The organism is Bdellovibrio sp. BCCA (genome assembly GCF_037996825.1).
GTDB lineage: Bacteria > Bdellovibrionota > Bdellovibrionia > Bdellovibrionales > Bdellovibrionaceae > Bdellovibrio.
This window is the reverse complement of the sequence record NZ_JBBNAC010000001.1, coordinates 1,870,797-1,891,059: the sequence shown is the minus strand read 5'-3', so window position 1 is coordinate 1,891,059 and position 20,263 is coordinate 1,870,797. Positions and strand designations below refer to the sequence as shown.

The 20,263-nt window shown below is 43.1% G+C and carries 16 protein-coding genes; 9 read left to right on the top strand and 7 right to left on the bottom strand.

All coding sequences use genetic code 11. The features are described 5' to 3' along the window. Window positions 1–5 precede the first annotated feature (5 nt). Entirely contained in the window at window positions 6–1,316 is a 1,311-nt protein-coding gene (locus AAAA78_RS09345; RefSeq protein ID WP_340591687.1) for a hypothetical protein, read from the top strand. Here the strand turns inward: AAAA78_RS09345 and AAAA78_RS09340 are convergent. After that, a complete protein-coding gene (locus AAAA78_RS09340; RefSeq protein ID WP_340591686.1) occupies window positions 1,313–2,665 on the bottom strand; it encodes a hypothetical protein in 1,353 nt (450 codons plus the stop codon). The genes AAAA78_RS09345 and AAAA78_RS09340 overlap by 4 nt on opposite strands. Window positions 2,666–3,085: 420 nt before the next feature. On the opposite strand from AAAA78_RS09340, the gene AAAA78_RS09335 reads away from it, so the two are divergent. Next, window positions 3,086–5,968: an outer membrane lipoprotein-sorting protein gene (locus AAAA78_RS09335; protein WP_445291978.1), complete on the top strand. Its 2,883-nt coding sequence runs from the start codon at window positions 3,086–3,088 to the stop codon at window positions 5,966–5,968. Here the strand turns inward: AAAA78_RS09335 and AAAA78_RS09330 are convergent. After that, a complete protein-coding gene (locus AAAA78_RS09330; RefSeq protein WP_295899243.1) occupies window positions 5,965–6,462 on the bottom strand; it encodes a TetR/AcrR family transcriptional regulator in 498 nt (165 codons plus the stop codon). The genes AAAA78_RS09335 and AAAA78_RS09330 overlap by 4 nt on opposite strands. Before the next feature lie 143 nt (window positions 6,463–6,605). On the opposite strand from AAAA78_RS09330, the gene AAAA78_RS09325 reads away from it, so the two are divergent. From AAAA78_RS09325 to AAAA78_RS09315, 3 genes are read left to right on the top strand one after another with little or no spacing between them, the layout of a single operon-like run. Then, complete coding sequence (locus tag AAAA78_RS09325) at window positions 6,606–8,126, top strand: GH3 family domain-containing protein (protein WP_340591682.1); 1,521 nt, start codon at window positions 6,606–6,608, stop codon at window positions 8,124–8,126. Then, window positions 8,123–8,710, top strand: a complete 588-nt coding sequence (locus tag AAAA78_RS09320) for a LysE family transporter (RefSeq protein WP_340591679.1) — start codon at window positions 8,123–8,125, stop codon at window positions 8,708–8,710. The genes AAAA78_RS09325 and AAAA78_RS09320 overlap by 4 nt, the downstream gene beginning before the upstream one ends. Beyond that, entirely contained in the window at window positions 8,707–10,683 is a 1,977-nt protein-coding gene (locus AAAA78_RS09315) for a C45 family autoproteolytic acyltransferase/hydolase (RefSeq protein ID WP_340591677.1), read from the top strand. The genes AAAA78_RS09320 and AAAA78_RS09315 overlap by 4 nt, the downstream gene beginning before the upstream one ends. A 5-nt stretch (window positions 10,684–10,688) precedes the next feature. On the opposite strand, the gene AAAA78_RS09310 is transcribed toward AAAA78_RS09315, so the two are convergent. Continuing rightward, window positions 10,689–11,390, bottom strand: coding sequence for a substrate-binding periplasmic protein (locus AAAA78_RS09310; protein WP_340591675.1), 702 nt, complete (start codon window positions 11,388–11,390; stop codon window positions 10,689–10,691). Between the two features lie 56 nt (window positions 11,391–11,446). Next, the gene (locus AAAA78_RS09305) at window positions 11,447–12,214 is read right to left on the bottom strand and encodes an MnmC family methyltransferase (RefSeq protein WP_340591674.1); all 768 of its coding nucleotides are present in this window, start codon (window positions 12,212–12,214) and stop codon (window positions 11,447–11,449) included. Window positions 12,215–12,254: 40 nt separating this feature from the next. Between AAAA78_RS09305 and AAAA78_RS09300 the strand changes: the two genes are divergently transcribed. From AAAA78_RS09300 to AAAA78_RS09285, 4 genes are all read left to right on the top strand, one after another. Then, window positions 12,255–13,262: a TIGR01212 family radical SAM protein gene (locus AAAA78_RS09300; RefSeq protein ID WP_340591672.1), complete on the top strand. Its 1,008-nt coding sequence runs from the start codon at window positions 12,255–12,257 to the stop codon at window positions 13,260–13,262. A gap of 487 nt (window positions 13,263–13,749) precedes the next feature. After that, complete coding sequence (locus tag AAAA78_RS09295) at window positions 13,750–16,167, top strand: ribonucleoside-diphosphate reductase subunit alpha (RefSeq protein ID WP_340591671.1); 2,418 nt, start codon at window positions 13,750–13,752, stop codon at window positions 16,165–16,167. A 112-nt stretch (window positions 16,168–16,279) separates the two neighbouring features. Further along, window positions 16,280–17,278: a ribonucleotide-diphosphate reductase subunit beta gene (locus AAAA78_RS09290; RefSeq protein ID WP_340591670.1), complete on the top strand. Its 999-nt coding sequence runs from the start codon at window positions 16,280–16,282 to the stop codon at window positions 17,276–17,278. A 48-nt stretch (window positions 17,279–17,326) separates the two neighbouring features. Further along, window positions 17,327–18,247 carry a hypothetical protein gene (locus AAAA78_RS09285; RefSeq protein ID WP_340591669.1) on the top strand — a complete coding sequence of 307 codons (921 nt, stop codon included), beginning with the start codon at window positions 17,327–17,329 and terminating at the stop codon, window positions 18,245–18,247. A gap of 56 nt (window positions 18,248–18,303) precedes the next feature. Here AAAA78_RS09285 and AAAA78_RS09280 read toward each other — a convergent pair whose 3' ends face one another. From AAAA78_RS09280 to AAAA78_RS09270, 3 genes are read right to left on the bottom strand one after another with little or no spacing between them, the layout of a single operon-like run. Continuing rightward, the gene (locus tag AAAA78_RS09280; RefSeq protein ID WP_340591668.1) at window positions 18,304–18,792 is read right to left on the bottom strand and encodes a hypothetical protein; all 489 of its coding nucleotides are present in this window, start codon (window positions 18,790–18,792) and stop codon (window positions 18,304–18,306) included. A 53-nt stretch (window positions 18,793–18,845) separates the two neighbouring features. Then, window positions 18,846–19,760: an HTTM domain-containing protein gene (locus AAAA78_RS09275; protein ID WP_340591666.1), complete on the bottom strand. Its 915-nt coding sequence runs from the start codon at window positions 19,758–19,760 to the stop codon at window positions 18,846–18,848. Next, entirely contained in the window at window positions 19,757–20,251 is a 495-nt protein-coding gene (locus AAAA78_RS09270) for a hypothetical protein (RefSeq protein ID WP_340591665.1), read from the bottom strand. The genes AAAA78_RS09275 and AAAA78_RS09270 overlap by 4 nt, the downstream gene beginning before the upstream one ends. Window positions 20,252–20,263: the final 12 nt, after the last annotated feature.

Sequence of the window (20,263 nt, the reverse complement as noted above, 5' to 3'; positions counted from 1 at the left end):
AGGGTATGAGAAAAGTCCTCTTTGTTTTATTTTTTCTTTTAAGTGCAAAAGCTTTGGCCGCCCGCTCGAACACGGAGTGGAGTTTGCACTTGGACACAAAGTTGGATGTCACGTATTTCCGTGAAGTGTATGGCGAGGACACCAATCAAGAATTCTACAAACTGGAACTTGATCCCATTTACGACTGGAAATACAAAGATTTTTTTCGTTTTTATTTAAAACCTACTTTTATCGCGGACCCCAACAATAAATCCGATGAAGAAAAATATTTTTTTGATTTAAGCGAAGCCTACGTTCGCTATCAGACGGAAAGCTTTTCGATCAAAGCTGGAAATAATATTTTCACCTGGGGAGTCACTGACGGATACAACCCGCTGGATGTGATCAATTCCAGACAGTATTTTGATCCACTTCATAGTCGCAAATTAGGAGCCACCTCTTTGGTTTATGCTCACACTTTCGATAATTGGGATTTAGAAGCCGTTTATATTCCCAAAAATCGCGGATCTACAATGCCAGGCCCGCAAAGCCGTTGGTTGCCTCGCGAAGTGTTTGTTCCTGAAACTCCTGATAACGATATCGTTTTACTTTTACCGAAAACATTACGTTACAGTTACACCTCAAGGCAGGATTTGGATCACGCGCTAGATAACAATGCCGCTCTTCGCATTCAAAGACGCGGGAGCTTTATTGATTTGGGCTTAACGTATTTTGAAGGGGTGGCTTCATTTCCTTTAGTTCAACCCATGGTGACTGGGACGATTGTGCAAGTGTCACCAAAGACCGTGGTGCAAGTCGATCCTGACGTGGTTCTTAACACCAAAAATTATCGCATTCGTCAGGGTGGATTTACTTTCGTGAGCAACCAATGGGATTTTTTATTTAAATATGCGACGGCCTATACGCAAAGTCTTGGCGACGACAAAAATCTTCCTGGGTGGACCCATGAAAATGTTTTGGGTTTAGAAAAGACTTTCAATATTGGTTCTGACGCTGTTTTAATCGCGATACTTCAACATTCTTTTATTTCTTCTCAGCGGGAAAACGACTCGAATCTTTCTTACACGGAAATCTTCCGTCGTGCTTGGATGCTAGGCGGAAGAATGACTTGGAAAGAAGTTTGGAATTTTTCTCTTTTGGGTCTTTACGATGAAATTCACGGTAGCAACTACGAAGAAGTGACGTTAGGCCGCCGCTTCTTTGATGCGTGGCTTGTTTCGCTCACGGCGAGCCTTATTCAAGGCCCGAGTGATACACCGCTAGGAGTGTACGAGAAAAATGACTCGTACACTCTGTCGGTTTCTAGATCCTTTTAAGGCGAGAGTTGCAGAACGATATCCTGATTTGCTGGAGCAAGAACCTTTTTGATTTTCAGTGAAAGATCATCGCTTAAAGGAATATTCGGAACGGCCACACTCACCGTCTGCCCCCAAAGAGAGCCCACGATGCGATCCCGGATGGTTCCTGAAGAGAATTTTCTATTGGCTCCATATTTATTCACGTAGCTGGAATCCCATTGCGGCGTCAGTCCCATAATAGGATCGACAAATGTGGCTTGAGCTTTTCCGCTTTCCACTTTAAGTCGCACTGTTGAATTTAACGGAATAGAAAAATTCATAAACGGAATATAATTTCCGCTCATCGGAGCATTCATTTTTGCAAGAAGTGTCGACTTCATTTTGTATTCAAGACCTGAACCTTGAATGTCCACGTCTTTATTAGAATACACATCAAAGCGGAACTTCGCTGACTTTGAGAAGTTCATAAGTTCCGGCCAGACCCACCATTGCGAAAATCGGGAGTTCATCAAAGTAGAAAAACCGGGAAGCTTGTCCGATGTTACCTGATGCAACCAAGAGTTTGCAGAATAAGCTCTTCGCATAACTTCTTTGACAAAGTTTTGTGGAAGACGCAAACGTGCCTGGTCTGTTTTAACGTCATTAGCCTTGGGATCTAAAGTTAAAACTTTGAAATCCGCATCAGCAGACTTTTGAAATTGAATTTCTAAAACACCTTTAATCTTGGCACCATCATTTCCAAGATCTTTGTATTCATCTACTTTCATCACGATACTCAAATCGGGACGAGCCACAATGAGTTGACGTGGTTTTGAAAAATCAATTTGAATATCTTTGAGATAATCTTGGACGTATTTTTTTAATAATTCTTTTTGCGGCTCAACGAAACTTTTTGAATCATTGGCGACTTTATTAATCTCTTGCTTAATAAGATCCGCAAAACCTTCCACTCCTGAACACTGAATTCCTTGCGAAGTCCAACTTCCCGGCAACCAAGAAAGATTCACGGCTTGAACTTCCGTTCCTGCGCGCGTGTTTTCCAACGACGGCGCAATCACCACAGAGAAAGAGCCTTTTCCCGGAGTCAAATTAAGAACGACATCTTTACAAAGCGCCTGAACACGAAAGCGACCGATGATGCCGCCGACTTCACGCTCTACAATATGATCAACTGAAACTTCGCCCATATGCAGTTCTGCTTGCATATTCTTAGACATCAATTCCAACATGCTTTGACCGTCGCTCAGAGACGGTTTTTGCAAATTCGTTTTAATCTTTAAAGAGATCTGTTTGAGTCTTACTGGGACATCTTGAGAAACGATCTCCTGATCAGGAAATTGCCAGTTTCCCTGGAATTCTTTGTTCATGAGCGTTTCCCATTTTTTATCAATGATATTTTGTTGAAACTGTCTAGGTAGCGACAATTCAAATTCTGAATTAATTTGCGAAAAACAAAATCCGTGTGAAGATATAAAGAATGTAAATAGCGCGGCCGATAGGCCTTTCGTCGTTATCATTGTTTTTTTCATCATTGTTCCCATCATCATGTTTCAAGAATACGGCGAGAGAAGAAATTTCTAAAGGATCTTGTGCAACAAGAATCGAAAGAAGACATACGCATGAAGAAAAAGAAAACTGAAAATTCTAATTTTCCAAATTCCGTCAAAAGAATTTCCATTTCCTCTCTACTTGTAGTTTTCGTTCTTACAGTCCTAGGACTTTTCGCTCTCCCAAAATTACAGACGCAGTACAGTTTAAAACAGTTTCTTCCCCAGGATAATCCGCTATTGAAGAGGGATGAACACACACGACAGCTGTTTCAGCTTTCTGACTCGCAACCGTTCATCATTACAGCAAAAATTCCTTCCGAGAGCGAGACCTGGTTTCAAAAAGAAAAGATTCAAAGCTTAGAAAGGCTCACAGATCTTCTTGCGCACTTCCCAGGAGTGAAAAACACTCTGAGTTTGGCGACCGTTCAGGGTGCAATAAATAGTGACCATGGTCTAAGTGTGGGACCGCTTCTGCAAAGTTTACCTACAGAAAAATGGCAGTCTGAAACTTTGAACAATCCTTTAATTTCTCCGACACTGATTTCTAAAGACGGAAAAACGGCTTCGATCATTGTGAACATCCAGCCTCTGAATACGCAAGAGCTCTTGCATCTTCGCCAAAACTTGGCTGTGACAGCCAGTGCCTCCGTGCCATTTTCTCACGTTGAAATCGGCGGAACTCCGGCTGTACAAACAGATGTCGGCGTTCTTTTGCAAACCGAAATTCGCAACTTCGTGGTTCTAGGGTTTATCGCATGCTTTTTAGTCTTAGGTCTTATCTTTGCGAACTGGTCGCCTCTGATCATTTCATTTATTGTGATTATTTGCGCGAACATCATGGTGCTTGCGGTGATGGCGCTTGCCGGATATCCGTTCTCAATTCTTTCCAGCACGATTCCTATTTTGACGACTGTGGATGTCGTGTCTTTATGTATTCACACGCTTTTAAGGTTTACGGAAGAAAGAAAAAATCAACCGCATCTAAGTCACCATCAATTGGTGAACTATACTTTTAAAACTCTGTTAGGGCCGAACTTCTTTGCCTCAACAACAACGATGATTGGTTTCTTGGCTTTGCTCACTGTGAAGGTACCCTTAATCCGCGATTACGGTTTAACGGCGGCCATGGCTATTATCATTGGTTGGATTGCAACGACAGCTCTTCTCTTTCCTCTTTTGCATTTCCTGCCTGGACCACGCGCACGCGAATGGGCGTGGAGTAAGGCGCGTTGGGCTTTGTATCTTTTTAGAAGATCCGGTGTGTGGGCGTTCTTAATTATTCTTGTGTGTTCAGGTTTAGCCTTGAAAGGACAAAGCCTTTCATGGTCTGCCCGTCTTTTTGATGATCTTCCAACAAATCATCAGGTGCGTTTATCGACGGAGACGATTGATAAAGAACTCGGTGGCATGATCCCGGTTGATATTGAAATCAAAGGGGCTGCCGATGTATGGAATGATCCAAAGCTTTTAGCAAAGCTTGATCAACTCTTAAGTGATATTCGCGCACTCAATGGTGTTGGCAGCGTCGTGGGCCTTCCGGACTTGGTGGCTGCCGCCAACCTCCATCACTCTCGTCTTCCGGCGAGCCGTTCTTCAACGGCGGAGATTTTCTTTTTGTATTCGCTTTCCAACAACAGTCCTTTAAAGAACTTTTTAAATACGGATTCTTCCAATACACGGGTTTCCGTGCGAACGCGCGATTTGCCAGCTAATGAGCTTCACTCATTGGTTGCGAACATCAAATCTATTACGCAAAACAGTTTTCCGCAGATGACAGTGGAAGTGACCGGAATGGGCTCAACCATTCATCATTTAAACAATGAACTTTCCCATGAATTGATCTTTGGTTTCTGGCAATCAATGGCAGCTATTTGTTTGGTTTTAGTTTTTGTCTTTAGATCTTTGCGCTGGGCCCTGGTGGCTTGTATTCCAAATTTAGTTCCCCCCGCAGCTCTTTTAGGGTTTCTTGCGATTTCACAGACACCGATTAAGCCGAGTGTTGCGATTATCTTTTCAATCGCCTTGGGATTGGCGTTTAACAACACGGTTTATCTTTTAGAGAGGCTGCGCCTGATCCAAAAGGCCTCGAAATCAAAAAATCTTGAGATCGAAAAAACATTGTGGCGTGAAGGAAATCCTTGTTTGATATCAAGCCTAACCCTTCTCGCAGGATTCTCCGTGTTTATGGCGTCTTATTTTGCCATGAATCGCATCTTTGGCTTCTACATGCTTTTGTCGATGCTGGCTGGTCTTGTCGGAGATTTGATTCTTCTCCCAACACTCTTGAAAAGTTGCCCGTGGCTCTTGACTTCAGTACCGTGGAAAAAGGAGAAAGTTATGGCTATAGCGTCTTCATTTGTTCTTGTTCTTGTGATTTCATTTGCACCGCGCTTTGTTCAAGCCGAAGCAACAGCAGCTCCTTCGGTGCAAAAAATTGGCGAGGAGATGAGCAGTCGCTTGCGTTCTCATGATGAAGAGTTCGTTGTGAATATGAAAATCATTGAAGCCGACGGTTCAAGCAAGGATCGTCAGATGCGTATTTGGAGGTTGAGTCCCGAAAAAAAAGAACACTATCTTTTGGTGCGCATGCAAAAGCCGCAAGATCTTAAAGGCACGGCCCTGCTTGCCACTCTGAAAGGCGAACAAGAAGACAAGTGGATTTATCTGCCATCTACTAAACAAACACGAAGATTGACTGGCGAAAGCGGCCAAGGCGGCATTCTTGGTTCTGAACTCAGTGTTGAGGATTTCGATTTTAACCGTGAGCAAGGTGCTCAGAATGCTTTAAAAAAAGAAATCGAAGTCAAAGGGAAGAAGTATTATTTGATTGAGAGCGATGTGAATTCCACATCGGCGAACTATTCAAAAATCGTAAGCTACGTTGCTGCGAGCGACTATCTTCCTGTAAAAGCTGAATGTTTTGATAAGCAAGGAAAACTTTTAAAAGTTCTAGATATCACGGGCTACAAAAAAGTATCCCCGACAAAATGGCGTGCGGGAAAAATTAAAATCCGCAACGTGCAAAACAAGCGCGGAACTGAAATTACTATTTCTCAGGTGAAAATTGATCAAAACATAAAATCCAGCCGCTTTACACCAAAGGCTTTGGCTGAAGACTAAAGATGATCTGCGAAAAGATCCTTCACGCGTTCCGGCGGAAGCTGGAACGTGATCGCTCCTAATTCTTTTAAATAGATTTCTAAGATTTGATTGTCGTTGAGCTTTGGAAATTCTTTTTTCAAAGCCTGCAGCAACATGCCTTCAGCCTCGCGGATCATCAATCCGATCTCCCCGCCTGTATTTCTTTCGAGATAATAAAGAACGAAAAGATAAGGCATCTTTTTTACGTCTTCGAGAACTTTTTTAAGACGTTCACGGATTCCCATGGATTTTGTGCGCTCGATATTAAAGAAATTTGAAAGCACAAATTTGTAAGCCTCTTGCAAGGCTGATTTCTTTTCTTTTCCGAAGTAATAATAAATCAACGATCGCGTGATCCCGGATTCGCGGGAGATATCCGTTAAAGTCCACTTCAAGTGGCCTTTTGCAACTTCCATCTTTAGAATCGCGTTACAGACAGCAAAATAAATATCTTCTTTAGACTGAGTTGCCATACCGCAATTTTGACAAAAACCCTGGAAAAGTGTCAATGGAAGATCGAGTTTTCGACAGATTTGCCCCTTTCCTGTCAACTCGATTCCGCGACATAGGACCTAAACTCAAATAGATTACCTTCATCAAAACAAAGGAGAGTTTTATGTTCGCAATGGATTCTGTCGTACAAAACTTGGGTCAAAAATACTTAAAGACTTATGCAAACTATATAAGCGTGAAGCGCGCCGATCTTTTAACGAAACAAGAAAAGAACTACGCAAGCCTGCGCAGAAATCTTTCAGGCACCCGTTTACACAAAGATCTTCGCCTGTCCCATATTCGCAGCTACGAAGAATTCGTGAACCACGTGCCCGTGCATGGTTATGACGACTATGCTCCTTATGTTGATATGATCGCAGCAGGACACAAGAACATCTTATTTAAAGACAGCGTTGAACACTGCGGTCTTTCATCAGGAACCTCAGGTAAGGACAGTAAACGCGTTCCTTATAACGAGCGAATGATTAAGATGTTCTTAAAATCCCAAAAGCGCATTGCGAGCAAACTCAGCACATTAGAACCTGATATTAATTTTCTTAAAGTCGGTCGCCTGACGTTTGGTTCTGATCCTTATTTGTACTCGCAAAACGGTATTAAATTTGGATATATTTCTGGAATCTTAAGCACGCGTGTTCCAAAGTCTTTGGCAAAAAATACTTTTCCTTCCAGCGAAGTATTGGCGATTTCCAATTGGGATCGCAAAATTGATATGCTTATCAAAGAATCCTTAGAACAAGACATTCAAGTCGTCAGCGGAATTCCAACTTATATCATCAGTATCCTTGAGGCGATCTTACAGAAAACCGGAAAACAACACATCAATGAGATCTGGCCTAATCTTAAAGTTTTTATTTATGCCGCAACACCCATTAAGCAATACCAAGAGCGCATCAACCGTCTTGTGGGTCATGAACTGAACTATTATGGCGTTTATGCCGCCACAGAAGCCGCTATTGGTCTTCCTTATGAAAAATATCAAAATGGTCGTCAACGGTATATTTTAAATCCCGATCTTCTTTACTCTTTTACGCCCGTTGTTGGTGAAAAAAAGAACTTAGGTCTTCATGAAATTGAAATGGGCGTTGCGTATTATATTAACATCGGTGCACCAAATGGGTTTATTCATTACTCCATGAAAGATGTGATCTGCTTTGAAGAATACCAAGGAGATTTGGTATTTGAATTCGTCGGCCGCAAAAGCACCGGAATGAATTTAGCCGCAGAAAAAGTCAGTGATGATGAGATTCTAGATTGTTATTTAGCGACAAAGAATCTCACAAACGTCGATCTTCGCCATTTCTTTTTATCTCCGATAATGAAAGACGGAAAAGCATCTTATCTTTGGACTTTGTTTGTGCCTGCGCACAGCGAAGTGAACACGGAACTTTTAGCGCACACTTTTGAGCAAGAAATGCAAAGACTGAATGGCGACTACAAAGACTGCCGTGATGTCGGAGTTCTAGGTCCTGCGCAAGTGACCCTCATGAGTGCTGATTACTTGCAAAAATACTTTGAACAAAACCGCAGCCGTGGCCAGTTCAAAATGAAAACGACTTTTGAAACGGCGGAAGAATATTTAAATTTCATCCGCGCTCACATCGGTCAGGGCGAGGTTCTCCAATGATTTTGTGGTTGATCCTTGTCGGATTTCTTTCCGCCTTTGCTTTGGGTCCTGCGAGTTTTAATATCATTCGCAGTCTTATTAACAAACGCACTTGGCCTTGGGGTTCTATCGCGGGATTTCTTTTAGGTGATATTTTTTATATCACCTTGGCTTTGCTTTTACTGCAAAGTCCGCTTTTGCAGCTTACTTGGCTTAAAACACTTTTAACGGGACTGACTGTCGCTTCTCTTGTTCTTTATTCCGGGAAAATTCTTTTTCCTTCACTGAAAGACAAAGATCAGGAAGTGAAACCTTTGCAGCAACAACAGCAAGGCTTTAAAAACAGTCTCCTTTTAACTCTTTCAAATTTCCATTTGGTTTTTATTTACGCAGGACTTTTCGTCAACATCAGCCACAGCAGGCATTTTTCTTTGTTTGCCGGAGTGATGGTTTACTTTATGGCCTTCCTTGTGACTTTCTTTGCGCTTCTTTGGGCACTTCGCTCTTTGCAGAGTTCTTTAAAGAATGTTCTTAGAAGAATCGAAATGGTCGCGGCTTTTGGATTTCTAACTTTTTCCGTCTATCTGTCTTTGGAGATATTATGAAACACATCCTTTTTATTTTTTTGCTTCTTCCGTCTTTGTCATGGGCTGACTGTATTCTTAAGCAAGAACTCCACGGGCAAAGGCATTTTATTTGCCAAGCCTCAGGGACCAGCAAAGCGATTCATGTGCTGGACCTGCAAGGCGGATTTGGAGAGACGGCTTACTATCATGGCTATTTTCTTCGCAATGAAATTGAGCAGGGCGTTCTTAAAGGCGTGCAAACTCGTGCAGATCAAGCCTTCGGTGAGCTGAGTGGCAAAGAGCGTGAACAGGTCATGCTTATCAAAAGATGCGTGATGGACAACTATCGCACCAGTGTCTCTGACGATTTCAAATCAGGTTTGCAGAATCTTTATAAGGGTCTTAAAGACGCCGGCAGTCCTGTCGATTGGAAAACTTTTGAAGAGACCAATTATATGGTTGAGTTTTCGATTTTCACAGATGCCATGCAAAGACAACTCAGTGAAAATCCACGCAAGGGAAAAATACAAGTGTTCGCCTCTTGCGCGCCTTATTTTATCGGACATTCACTTTTAAAACCCTTTAAGATTTTAGCAAAGGGCTTACGTTCTATTAAAATGGGATGCACAGGGATTAGTGCCTCTGCCAGCGGTTCCAAGGACGGAGCCCTCGTTCACGGAAGAAATTTTGATACCGGTCTTCTGGGCTTCTATGAGCCCGAACAAGTGGTCGTGATCAATAGACAAAGAAATGGCATTACTTCTGTAGGCTTAGGCTCTGCAGGCCTGCACTATGCCGGTGGCATCAGTGGATTTAATAACTATGGACTTTCCGTAAGTCTTCACGAGTTGCAAACGGAAGGCACAAAGATTCGTTATGAGTCTGGAACATCAGACATTGCTCCTTACCTTCTTCATTCAATCATTATGAAAGCCCACACTTTGGATGAGGCTATCTCCATGATTAAAACAAGAAAAGGCTTTGGCGCATGGACCTTCTTTATTTCAGATTCTAAAACAGATGAAGTCGCATCTATTGAATTAAGCGGAAACACCGTTGTCGTCGCTCGCCGTGCGAAAAATAAATTCTTAGGACAGAGTAATCACTTCTTAGGCGATGCGACCAGTCAAGAGGGCTATGAATACAGTTTGAATAAAACTTTAGAAACCAGAGCCCGCCTTGCTCATGTCTCGCGCACTTTACAAGAGGACTGGGGACACATTGATTATCAATGGGTGATCAATCGTCTTTCAGGACACCAAGATGAACTGGTAGGTCCGCGCAGCTTCGGTCGTACGACAACAAAAGTTTATACAGCAGCCACACACGTGATGGTTCCAGGTCGTCAAGAATGGTGGATGAGTTTGCCAGAAACTTACCCGACAAACCGTTCTCATTTTGTTGGTTTCAGACTGAGCCAAGGCGCCACACCTGTTGAAATCATCGGCGTCACAAAAGCTTGGGAAGATCCCAATAAAACGCGTTGGTATGATTCGATGAGTTCTTACATCCGCGCTTATCTCTCGAATGAAAACGACAGTAAAACAATTGCAGGTATTGATAGAACCTTGGGACTTTTAGAAAATGCGGCTCGCACAGCGGAAGAATCCCAGGTTTACGAGTTCCCTTATCACTTCATGTGGGCTCGTATTAAAGTGTATCGTGCGGCCCGCTTGATTATGCAGGGGCAAAAAGAGATGGCTTACCAGGACCTCGTCGAAGCCCAAGAAAAGTTCGCGGAAATTTCTACTAAGGTCAGTTCAACTTTACATCCTTACGAACAATTCCAATTAAATCTTTGGAACTTTCGCGCAGAGACCTTAAAGCCTCGAGCCAAACAAAACAAATCTTTCCAAGGTTCAGCGCAAGTCCGAGCTCAACAAGTGATTCTGAACTTGATTCAACAGTATCCTCGTCAAAGCGAACTTTATGATTTGCAGTGGAGTTTAGGCGAAAGTGCTCAGCTCTATATCGTGCTTGATGCGGAAATTCGCTTAGGCACCGTCGAATAAGTCCTCTACTCAGTCTCAGCCAAAACACGGCTGAGACTGCCGTCTTTTTTCATGCTTTCGATCGTTTTGGAAAAAATCTCTGCGAGCATTTTTCCTTCTTCGGTATTTTGAAAGGCGTAAAAGACGACTTGCTGGGAAAGAGGTTTATCCTTATCGAACTCAATGTCTTTTTCACCGCTGAGTTGCAAGGCTTTTAGGCCGGATCTTTGCTCGACAACGAAAGCATCAATTGTTCCGCGCCCCAATTTTTTCATATTCAAAACATCATCCGCTGCGAACTCGAATTTGATTTTTTTATTTTGCACAAGTTCCTGAGCATAAGGATAGCGGAACGTAAGCCCCACCTTGCGTCCTTCAAGATCTTTGATTGTTTTAAAAGGATGATTTTTTTTATAAAAAATATAATCGGTTTTATAATAAAAAGGTGCTGTCCTTGCTGAAAGCTTCGGGACATATACGTCGAGCGCCGGAAAAATTCCGTCCACTTTATTATTACTAAACTCCAAAAGAGTTTTTCCCGTAGGATAGACAACAATACTGATGTCACGATTGTTGCGCTTGGCGATTTCTTTGGTGAGATTAATGAAAAGACCTTTTTCCGTATTCTCTACCATTAAAGGAATAGGAAATGTTGCAAGAACCAAAGGCTTTGCAGAGACAAAGAAAGGAAATAGCAAAGCTGCGAAAACGTACCGAATTATTTGCATAACTAAGTAAATGTTTGTTGAAAAAATTAAGCAAGTCTTTTTTGCGGCAGTGAATGTTACAAATTAAGTGCAATATGCCTTACACCCAATGTGGAATTTCGTTTTCCTTGAAAACCCTCACGAACAAAAACTTCAAAACCTTCTCTGCGCAAAGCACGCTTTAAACTCCCCTTGCAGGCATATGTCGAAAGCACACTTTGTTCTGCACTGCCTTCATGAAGCAGCTGCACCAAGAATTCTTCTTCCCAAAGATAAGGAGAAGTCTTCGAGCTAAAAGCGTCATAGAGAATGCAGTGATATTTTGAGGTCAGTTTTACATCCGCCGATAGGGCGAGTTGAATGTCCGCTAAAGACAAGAAATGAAATCTTAAAAACTCTTGAAGCGATTCTTTACTTATATGTGTATCTTGAAGAACGGATTTTGCGACAGCGTCATAAGTCTCGACGACTTCTTTGTTTAAATTTTCAGTTTTTCCATGCAACCACTGATAAAAAAACTCGCGCAGCTCAGGAACGCTCTCATAACTTGTGATAAGTCCGATCTCCTTTGCCGTTTTCCCTAAAAGCAGAGCTTCACGAGCGATCGTCATCTCTATATATCCAAGTCCCAGGCCCACGATTAAAAAGTGAGGATTCTGAACTTTTTTAAGAACGTCATGAATAGGTTTTCCATAGATCAACAACGTCTCAGCACAAGCTCCACCAGAATGATGCATGGACTCACCGCGATCCTTCGTCGGATCCACGGATTCTAATAGGCGCAAGCTCGGGCTTTGGTCTCCTGTGATCTCAATTTCAAATCCAATGTCTTTCCAAGACTTCATTTGATTGACTTCCCGCAGTAAAAACTTGTACAAGCTTCCAATGGAAAAAGGTTGGTTAGGTCTTCCCTATCATACAATTAGTGAGCACTACAATAAGCTCTTTGGAGAAAAGGTCTACAAGGTCCCGGTCTCTGTTGTGGATGATTGCCCTAATCGCCGCGGCCTTAAAGGCATGCAGACTTGCGTGTTTTGCGACGTGTGGGGGTCTGCCGCCAATGCCGAAAGCCTTTCCATGGAGTTGCGTACGCAGATTGAGACTTATCAATCTAAAATCAGTGCGCGCTACAAAGCCAAAGCCTTTTTGATCTACTTCCAAGCTTACACAAACACGTTCACGAAAGTGTCTGCTCTTCGTCACAACTTTGATGTGGCTCTTTCTTATCCTTGGGTGAAGGGTTTCACCGTGGGAACTCGTCCTGACTGTTTGTCGAAAGCAGTTTTGGATTTGTGGCAGGAGTATCACGAAAAATCTTTTGTCGCCGTGGAACTGGGCGTGCAGAGTTTTTTTAATGATCAGCTGGAATTCATGCGCCGGGGTCACACAGCCGAAGCATCGATTGAAGCGGTTCACAAGATTGCTTCGAATACGAAAGTGGATTTAGGAATTCATCTGATCTTTGGAAATCCCGGTGAAACTGACGAGCATATTATTAAGACCGCTGAGATCGTGAACACTCTTCCGATCACGAATGTGAAACTTCACAACCTGCACGTCTTAAAACAGACGCCGCTGGAAGAAATGTATCATCGTGGAGAGTTTATGCCGATTGATCGTGATACCTACGCTCATCGCGTGGAACTCTTCTTACAGCATTTGTCTCCCCGTTTTGCTCTCCACAGGCTGGCGGCTTACTCTTCTCGTTGGGATGAGTTGGTGGCGCCGGAGTGGACAAAGGATAAAATGGGCACGCACCAGTACATCATTGATTATTTGCGCGCGCAAAAGTCGTATCAATCGCAGCATTTCCACGCCCAGAGCGAAGAAGATGTCCTGGCACAAACTGTTTTGCAGAAAAAATCGATTCCTTTGGCCTCAGACCTTGCTTAGTTTCTGCACAATTTAAGATCGTGTAAGATCAGTACAGGAAATTCCTCGTTTAAAACAGCCCTAGACAGACTTTTCAAGCTAGACTTTGGTTTTACGAGGTAAAATGACAAGCTCTTGCCAATTTTGTTTGCATTGGAACTGAGTCAAGCAGATCGCCCGATCTGCTTAATTGATGAGCAACGTCACAAAAAAGTTGGCGTTAATTGAAAAAATATTCTTGCAACTTCAAAGAAAGAATTACAGGATCAGAATTGAGATCGATACCCGCCTTATTGATGAGGCACCCACAAGAGACCCCTAGATATAGGGGTGAGACTTAAGGGAGGTTGACGAGCTACAACTCTGGACCAACAGCTAAGGATTAGCGATTCAGTCTCAAACAATACTTACATTTATATATTGAACCGTGATCTGAATTTTTGCGAGGGGCAAAAATCCGGGTCAGGGATTTTTTTGCCCAAATGGAACGGGGCAGAGGGGATACACCATGTTGGAAACAACAGCTCACATCATGAGAGTTAAAAAGAGAGATGGCACACTTGAGCCCGTCGACGTAACAAAGATCGTTGAACGCGTGACTCGTAACTGCCAAGGCCTGACACAAGTGGATCCACTTCGTGTAGCAACAAAGGCGATCAGCGGTCTTTATGATGGAGCAACAACAAACGAGCTTGATAATCTTTGTATTCAAACAGCGTCTTTGCTGATTGGCGAAGAGCCAGAATATTCTCGTTTGGCGGCCCGTCTTCTTTCTACATATATTGATGAAGAAGTTCGTTCTCAGAAAATTCAATCTTTCGCGGACTCTGTGGCTTTCGGTCACTCTGTAGGTCTATTGTCTGAGACGACTTATAAATTCGTAGAAGCTAACAAAGCAGCTCTTTGCGCGGCGATTGAGCCTTACCGCACAGACCGTTTTGAATACTTCGGTTTGAGAACTGTTTACGATCGTTATCTTTTGAAAAACCCAATGTCACGCCAAGTATTTGAGACTCCTCAATACTTCTTTATGCGTGTGGCTTGCGGTCTTGCTCAATCTGTTGAAGAAGCTATCGAATTCTATCGTTTGATTTCTTCTCACGATTACATGGCTTCCACTCCGACTCTTTTCAACTCTGGAACAACTCGTCCTCAGATGTCTTCTTGCTATCTTTTGGACTCTCCAGATGATGATTTGCAAGCGATCTACAATAAGTACACAGACATTGCTTTGCTTTCTAAATTCGCGGGCGGTATCGGTGTTGCTTACTCTCGCGTTCGTTCCCGCGGTTCTTTGATCAAAGGAACAAACGGTCACTCGAACGGTATCATTCCTTGGTTGAAAACAATGGATTCTTCTGTTGCGGCTGTAAACCAAGGTGGAAAACGTAAAGGGGCTGCCTGCGTTTATCTTGAAACATGGCACGCGGACATCGAGGAATTCCTTGAACTTCGCGACAACACAGGTGACGAAGCAAAACGCACTCACAACTTGAACTTGGCAAACTGGGTTCCAGATTTGTTCATGAAGCGCGTTGAGACAAATGGCATGTGGTCTTTGTTCGACCCACGCGTAGTGCCTCATTTCGTAGACACTTACGGTCCTGAATTCGAAAAAGCTTACGAAGAAGCTGAAGCGAAAAAACTTTATGTAAAACAAATCAAAGCTCAAGACTTGTATGCGCGCATGATGAAAACTTTGGCGCAAACAGGGAATGGCTGGATGACATTTAAAGACGCTGCCAACATGAAAGCCAACCAAACTGGCGAAGCTGGCAACGTGATCCACTTGTCTAACCTTTGTACTGAAATCCTTGAAGTGACTTCAAACAAAGAAACAGCGGTGTGCAACTTGGGTTCTGTGAACTTGGGTCGTCACGTTGAAAACGGTCAATTCAACTTCGAAAAACTGGCGAAATCTGTTCGCACAGCTGTGAAGTACCTCGACCGCGTTGTTGATATCAACTTCTACCCTATCGAAACTGCAAAGGATTCTAACCACAAATGGCGTCCGGTAGGCTTGGGTGTGATGGGTCTTCAAGATGCGTTCTTCCAATTGAAGCTTCCATTTGATTCAGCAGCGGCTCGTGATTTGTCTGCGAAAATCCAAGAAGAGATTTACTACAATGCTCTTTTAACTTCTTGTGAATTGGCTGAAAAACACGGAACTCACGGCGCTTATGAACAAACAAAAGCGGCTAAAGGTTTGTTGCAATACGACCTTTGGGGCGTGACTCCTTCTCAACCAGAGCGTTTCAACGCTTTGAAAGAAAAAATCAAAAAGCACGGTTTGCGCAACTCTTTGATGATCGCGATTGCTCCAACAGCAACTATCGCTTCTATCGTAGGTTGCTACGAAGCAATTGAGCCTCAAGTATCTAACTTGTTTAAACGTGAAACACTTTCTGGTGAGTTCATGCAAATCAACAGATACTTGGTGTCTGAATTGAAAGCGATCGGTCTTTGGAATGAAGACATCCGCAATGAGATCAAACTTCAAGATGGTTCTATCCAAGACGTGGCGGCAATTCCTCCACAATTGAAAGAGTTGTACCGCACAGTTTGGGAAATCCCAATGAAGTCCTTGATCGATATGGCGGCGGATCGTGGAGCTTACATCGACCAAGCTCAATCTTTGAACTTGTTCATGGAAAGCCCCACTATCGGTAAAGTTTCTTCTATGTATATGTATGCATGGAAAAAAGGTGTGAAAACGACTTACTACTTGCGCTCTCGTCCAGCGACAAAGATCGCAAAAACAACTGTGAAGTCTTCTTCTACAGGAGCAGATCTTTCAGCAGCCGCGGCGAATTCTATGGATGCAGCCCCCGTTGCTCAAGAAGCTGCCCCTAAAAAGACTTACACAGACGCTGAAGTGATCGCATGTTCTTTGGAAAACCCAGAGGCTTGTGAAGCTTGTCAGTAGGCGGCGGTAGCCGCGAAGAGTGAAGGCGTCCTTCGGGACGCCGGAACTGAATCAGCGACAGAGGTCGCGTAAATAGCTCCCATGGAGCAAACACTTTTTTTCGGAGTACGTTATGATTCTTGATCCAGGCTTTAACTTAACTTTGCGCCCAATGAAATACCCTGTTTTTTACGAAATGTACAAAAACGGTATTAAAAACACATGGACCGTAGACGAAGTTGACTTCTCTACAGACCTTGTCGACCTTCACTCAAAAATGACTCCGGCAGAGAAACATTTGATCTCTCGCTTGGTGGCATTCTTTGCAACAGGTGACTCTATTGTTGGGAACAATCTTGTATTGAACCTTTACAAGCATGTGAATTCTCCAGAAGGTCGCATGTACTTGTCTCGTCAGCTTTACGAAGAAGCTTTGCACGTTCAATTCTATCTGACTCTTTTGGATAACTATATTCCAAATCCAGATGAAAGAGCGGAAGCTTTCGCTGCCGTTGAAAACATTCCTTCAATCAAAAAGAAAGCGGATTTCTGTTTTAAATGGATTGATTCCATCAACGAACTTGAAGTTCTAAATACAAAAGAAGATCGTCGTCGTTTCTTGATGAACTTGATCTGCTTTGCAACTTGCGTGGAAGGTTTGTTCTTCTATGCAGCGTTTGCTTACGTGTACTTCTTGCGTTCAAAAGGTCTTTTGGCAGGATTGGCGTCTGGAACAAACTGGGTTTTCCGTGACGAATCTATGCACATGGCTTTTGCGATTGAGGTGATCAAAACGGCTCGCCGTGAAGAACCAGATCTTTTCAATTCACAAATGGAAGACATGGTTACGCAAATGCTTGAAGACGCTATCGAGTGTGAGATGGAGTTTGCTAATGACGTTCTTCAATTGGGCGTGGCAGGCTTGTCTCCAAAAGACATGCGCCAATATCTTGAATATTGCGCAGACCAACGCCTTGAGAGCTTGAATATTGCTCCACGATACAACGTGAAAAATCCATTCGCGTTCATGGAGCTTCAAGACATGCAAGAACTTGCTAACTTCTTTGAAAGACGTGTTTCTGCTTACCAGACTGGTATCAGCGGCGCGGTTGCTTTCGACGAGACTTTCTAAGCGCCATTGAAAAACTTCATATTCTGGTTTTTTTTCTTTTTAATTTGCATGGGGGTAGGATTTCTTCACGGAGTTCTCCCCCAAGGTCTTTCTAGAAGCTACTTTATCAGTCCAACTAAAATCCAAGTCCTGACCACGGATGAAATCTTTTTTCCTGAAGACCTTCGTGAAAAACTAGAGGACGAACTTCATGTGAAGTTTTCTGTCACCATCACTCGTGATTGGGATGGAATTTTAGCTAATACGGTTGCCAGCCCCTCTGCGGACTTGATCTTTCTTCCCTCTTTTTGGGCCAACACTTTAGTTCATCAAAACTTGCTTTCTGATATTGCCGGACCTCGCAAAGAACTTTTGCAGAGAGTGGCTTCTGATTTTACCGGGAAAGCTCAAGAAGGATTTTATTTTCTGCCGTTTTATTGGATGAAAACGGGAATTAAAATTCCTCAAGGGGAAACGTTCCCCGACTTCCTTAAAAACAAAAAAGAACCGATTTTATTTTTACTCGCCGATGAAGATCTTTTGTTGAAGCACTTTCAAGTGTGGAAAGAACAAGGTCTTTGGGATCAAGTGGCGCAAAAGAAAATCCTGACTTTGCAATTAGATCAGCTTACCAGAGAACTCCCTAAAGAAGGCGCCATGGAAGCCTCTTTAACTCAAGAGTTTAAGGGAAATTCCTTTCCGCAGCTTTCGGCTCTTTTGATGTGGGGAGCCGCAATTCCGGTCAACTCCAACCAGAAGAAATTAGTTTTGGAAGTTTTGGATACTTTGACGACTCCAGAGTATCAGGAAAAGTTTTTATTAAAAACACCGTTTAATTCGGCCTTCTCGACTGTGACCGGGAATGAAATTCCTCTTCAACGTCGCGCCACTTTTATTCGTGATCTGCAACTTAAAGACACCTTGATCCTTGAAAGCAAAGATCAAGAAGCTAAGAACAAGCTTAAGAATCAGTTTAATTTTATCTTGTAGAGAGCTGCTTCAGCTTGCGCACCCATGGTGCTCCAGCACTGCCGGCGTCCGCCGCATTACTTCGAAAGAGTGACGTTACTAGCGCCTTGAGCGTCGTTAACAACTAAATTGTTATCTTTATCGAAGGCCTGCAAGATGAAGCGAAGAGAATGAACTCCGTTGGCTAATTGCCCTGTATTCAAAGCCAGATTAAAGCGGCCGTTTTTGCAACTGGCAGTGTTTGAATCAACAGGTGAAGTAGGATTTATATCCACAACAAAATTACTTAGCTGAACACCGGATCTTAAGACGATGATAGAATGCCTTGGGTAAGTCGAAAGATAGCATTCACCGGAAACCTCAACACGATCTAAACCTGTAGCTTGAATGGTGGGGTTAAAAACCTTCAAATAAAGTTCTTCAGATTTCGGATTTGGATCTACAGCATTTTTTGAAGACTCTTCTTTTTGATCCGTCAAAAGCGAATTGCCGTTGATCGGCTGACACGCCGATAACAACACAAGAAGACTTGAGATTCCTGCAAGTTTAAACGCTGAAGATTTCATAGATCCCCCACTCTTATAGAATAAATGAGGGAGCCCCAGAGCTAAATGAGTTTTTAAGAAGGTCTAGTTTTGAGACGCTTCAACCATCCCCAATTGCTGCCGATCCGTTCCAAAATGAGAGGGTTTAAGAACAGGAAATATGTCGACACCATGGTCGTCGCAAAAGGTCCTAGCCCCATAAAGATGCCAATTCCCGCGTGGAAGAACAAGCCTAATAACAACCACAGGTTGCGCGTCTTCGGCCAAGCGACCATCGCCGGGAAATAGATCTCAAAAATAATGGTTAAATAAGCAATAACTGGAATGCTCCAAGGAACGCTTCTTAAGAAAGAAAAATCCATGGTGGTCATTTGCGGGTTGGCCATCACACTCCAAAGAGCGGTGCCGTCCCACCAGCTTCCCCCTTTGAGTTTTTCCCAACCGGTGTAAGCGTAAATCACACAGATCTGCACCTGCATCATGCGAATCATCACGGAACTCAACGTATCTGAAAACTTAAAATCCGTTTTCTTACGAAGAAGATTTAAAACACTCAAACGCTCGCATGACTGTGAAAAAGACATATAGAACAAAAACAAGGCCGCGATAATATCCGCACCAAAATTCACCGAATAATTTCGCTGAATAAAGCCCATATCAATGATCCAAGCGATCCACATAATCCAACGGCCGCCGATACCCACAGTTAAAAGAAGCAAAAGCACGACCAAAAGAACATGGATCACTAGATTTAAAGAATCCGGCCAAAAGCTCCACAAAAATAACGGACGATACAGCTCCGGCAAAGCTTCCAAAGCCATCGAGCGAGGCATCCAACCATTGTCGTTATAATAATCCAGATTCAGCAAACGAACGGCATACATATAAAACATCGTTCCACAGAGCAGAACGCGCATAAATGCCAGACCTAAAAGATTTCGCGGAGCAAACCAGAACTGATCCCAAGTCGACCAAAGCTTTTTTATCATAGCGCCACCTCGTCGTTCTCGGCACCGGCGCATGAATAGAATTCGCGAATGTACTGAAGTTCTTGAGATAGATCTTTAAGAGATTCATCTTTCAGCGTCACCACTTGGTCCAACGGTGGCACGGTTTCAATCACGTGCTCCATTTCAATGGAAGTAGAACCTGGATATTGCTTACAAAGCCAGGGTCCTAAGAATAAACGCAAACGCTTTGGATCAATAACCATAAAGCGCATGGCATAGAGTTCTCTTTTACGAGACATCTCGGGAATGCCTTTGTTTTTTTCTTTTGGAAAATAACCTTCAACAGATTCTTTGGTCTCGTTGCCTTCAGTATCGAGATAACGAATGGTGTAGCGAATATACATGGTGTGAGCCGGATCCGGAGAAAAAAAGTTCCAGCTCGCGTTGAGCCCCACTGTATTGGCATACGGAGTGAGAAATCGGGATGTGACCCGCCCAAAGTAGGCAGCTACATTGGGCATCACCAACATGGTCAATATATT

Coding starts and splice junctions, on each gene's coding strand:
- AAAA78_RS09345 (WP_340591687.1), top strand. CDS start 6: ATGAGAAAAGTCCTCTTTGTTTTATTTTTTCTTTTAAGTGCAAAAGCT.
- AAAA78_RS09340 (WP_340591686.1), bottom strand. CDS start 2,665: ATGAACAAAGAATTCCAGGGAAACTGGCAATTTCCTGATCAGGAGATC.
- AAAA78_RS09330 (WP_295899243.1), bottom strand. CDS start 6,462: ATGGCAACTCAGTCTAAAGAAGATATTTATTTTGCTGTCTGTAACGCG.
- AAAA78_RS09325 (WP_340591682.1), top strand. CDS start 6,606: ATGTTCGCAATGGATTCTGTCGTACAAAACTTGGGTCAAAAATACTTA.
- AAAA78_RS09320 (WP_340591679.1), top strand. CDS start 8,123: ATGATTTTGTGGTTGATCCTTGTCGGATTTCTTTCCGCCTTTGCTTTG.
- AAAA78_RS09315 (WP_340591677.1), top strand. CDS start 8,707: ATGAAACACATCCTTTTTATTTTTTTGCTTCTTCCGTCTTTGTCATGG.
- AAAA78_RS09310 (WP_340591675.1), bottom strand. CDS start 11,390: ATGCAAATAATTCGGTACGTTTTCGCAGCTTTGCTATTTCCTTTCTTT.
- AAAA78_RS09305 (WP_340591674.1), bottom strand. CDS start 12,214: ATGAAGTCTTGGAAAGACATTGGATTTGAAATTGAGATCACAGGAGAC.
- AAAA78_RS09300 (WP_340591672.1), top strand. CDS start 12,255: ATGGAAAAAGGTTGGTTAGGTCTTCCCTATCATACAATTAGTGAGCAC.
- AAAA78_RS09295 (WP_340591671.1), top strand. CDS start 13,750: ATGTTGGAAACAACAGCTCACATCATGAGAGTTAAAAAGAGAGATGGC.
- AAAA78_RS09290 (WP_340591670.1), top strand. CDS start 16,280: ATGATTCTTGATCCAGGCTTTAACTTAACTTTGCGCCCAATGAAATAC.
- AAAA78_RS09285 (WP_340591669.1), top strand. CDS start 17,327: ATGGGGGTAGGATTTCTTCACGGAGTTCTCCCCCAAGGTCTTTCTAGA.
- AAAA78_RS09280 (WP_340591668.1), bottom strand. CDS start 18,792: ATGAAATCTTCAGCGTTTAAACTTGCAGGAATCTCAAGTCTTCTTGTG.
- AAAA78_RS09275 (WP_340591666.1), bottom strand. CDS start 19,760: ATGATAAAAAAGCTTTGGTCGACTTGGGATCAGTTCTGGTTTGCTCCG.
- AAAA78_RS09270 (WP_340591665.1), bottom strand. CDS start 20,251: ATGTTGGTGATGCCCAATGTAGCTGCCTACTTTGGGCGGGTCACATCC.